This window comes from Flavobacterium sp. (assembly GCF_036515215.1).
Lineage (GTDB): Bacteria > Bacteroidota > Bacteroidia > Flavobacteriales > Flavobacteriaceae > Flavobacterium.
The window spans coordinates 1-2,164 of sequence record NZ_DATBVQ010000021.1 but is presented as its reverse complement, the minus strand read 5'-3'; the positions used below and the strand labels follow the sequence as shown (position 1 = coordinate 2,164).

Annotated in this window: 2 protein-coding genes; one reads left to right on the top strand and one right to left on the bottom strand. The window is 41.4% G+C overall.

All coding sequences use genetic code 11. The features are described 5' to 3' along the window. Nucleotides 1-248 precede the first annotated feature (248 nt). Nucleotides 249-893, top strand: a complete 645-nt coding sequence (locus VIH09_RS01575) for an SGNH/GDSL hydrolase family protein (RefSeq protein WP_331577178.1) — start codon at nt 249-251, stop codon at nt 891-893. A gap of 73 nt (nt 894-966) precedes the next feature. Here VIH09_RS01575 and VIH09_RS01570 read toward each other — a convergent pair. Next, a partial coding sequence (locus VIH09_RS01570; protein WP_331577176.1) for a CocE/NonD family hydrolase occupies nt 967-2,164 on the bottom strand: 1,198 nt, incomplete at its 5' end.

Here is a 2,164-nt window from a genome sequence, read left to right as displayed (position 1 = left end):
GATTTCACATGAAAAAATCACTAAAATACAAGACCGCAGTTGCAGATTTAACGGGGCTTTTCGATAGCTTTAACAGGAATAACCAACTATTTTTTGGCTCCCCACATTATCTCCGAACCAATAAAAATAATGGGTAGAATAGGATTTATTGTGTTAAATTTGCTTTTAAATCAGAACCGGTGTACCTAAGCTATAGTTGGCACCATTTATTTTCAAAATCCAGACTCTCTCCTCTTTTTACTTCTTATATGGGAAATAGCACAAAGGCCCAAGATTGGCCCAATTTAAACAAATACAGAAAAGCAAATGCGATTCTCGCCGAGACGGAAACGTCCGAAAACCGGATTGTATTTATGGGCGATTCCATAACCGAGTTTTGGAGTACGGTACATCCTGAATTCTTCGCGGGAAAGCCTTACATCAACCGCGGAATCAGCGGACAAACTAGCCCGCAGATGCTGCTGCGTTTCAGGGCTGATGTTATTGCCTTAAAACCAAAAATCGTAGTTATCCTTGCAGGGGTAAATGACATTGCCGGCAACACGGGACCTGCAACCTTAGAAATGATTACAAATAATATTTTCTCAATGATAGATTTGGCGAAAGCCCACAATATCAAGGTGATCCTCTGCTCCGTTTTGCCCGCATCCGATTTTCCATGGAAACCCCACCAAGAACCGGCGGACAAAATCATTGCGTTAAATGCCCTTTTAACTGATTACGCTGACGCAAACGCAATCCCTTTTGTCGATTATCATACGGCAATGGCCGATAACCGAAAAGGTTTGCCACTTGCCTATTCCAATGACGGAGTACACCCGAACCAAGCAGGATATGAAGTGATGGCGCCATTGCTTGAAACGGCAATACAATTTACGCTAGCAAAACGGTAATCCCAAAAAACCATAAAGCAAAAACCCAATCACTTGTGTTAGGATTGGGTTTTTAATTGGATATTGTCTTCTATTATTTCAAAACAGAAAACAGTATTTTAGAGTCGGAATATACACGATGCGTCTGCTTTTTAAAATCTTCCGGTTTCGCGTAAAAAATATTGTCCACAAAGGTTTGCGGATTCAAATCTATTAATGGAAACCAAGTACTCTGAATTTGGATTTGAATTTTATGACCTTTCTTGAAGGTATGCATTACATCCTGCAGTTTGATATTCACAGCGGTCTTTTCGTTGGCCACAAAAGGTTCCGGATTAACAAAACTGTTTCTGAAACGGCCACGCATCACTTCGCTTCGTACCATCATGTGGTAATTGCTCATTTTTAAATACGGGGCAACTTCCGGCGTTTCCGGTTCGTCATTTGGGAACACGTCAATAACTTTTACAACCCAGTCCGCATCCGTTCCTGCGGTCGAAACCTGCAATTGTGCCAAAATTTCTCCCGCCAAAGTGGTGTCGTCCGTCAATCGTTCGGTTTCAAAAACCAAAACATCAGGCCGTCTCGCCGAAAAACGCTGGTCATCGGTCATGTATTTTCTTGGCGTGATCCCTTTTTGATTGATGTCTTCGCTAGAAGGAACCGGCTTTTTAGGGTCGCTTATGAATTCCTGAAATCCGCCATTATTTTGGGTCTCCGTCGTTAATTTGTCTTGCACCAAATAAAAGCTCTCTTTTACCGCATTTTTGGGAGGCCAAACGTCATAGGTTTTCCAGTCTTTGGCACCTGTGTCAAAAACGTAAGCTTCAGGCAGTTTGTTTACGCCTTTTCCATTATCTTTCAAGAAATGACGAAAAAAGTTGGCTTCAATGTTTTTCTGGAAGAAACCAGAAATACTATCCCCAAAATTTATGTTTCCAATTACTGCAGTAGGCTTATTTCTGGCCCAATCGCCATGGCTCCATGGTCCCATAACAATTGTATTGTAATTTTTGCTGCTTTTCTCGATGGTCTGGTAGGTATTCAACGGACCGTATAAATCCTCGGCGTCAAACCAACCTCCTACAGTCATTACCGCAGGCTTGATATCTTTCAAATGTTGTAAAATTCCACGTTTTTGCCAGAAATCATCATAATTAGGATGGTCTTTTAGCTGTTGCCAAAATTCATTGTCTTTACCGTAATATTTATCCAAATTAGACAAAGGCCCTGCATCCAGAAAAAACTGGTAGTCATCCTTAGTCCCTAAATCTGGGAATTGGTACCAAGCT

Bases quoted from the DNA above. Each gene is read 5' to 3' on its own strand.
- VIH09_RS01575 (WP_331577178.1), top strand. From the start codon at position 249: ATGGGAAATAGCACAAAGGCCCAAGATTGGCCCAATTTAAACAAATAC.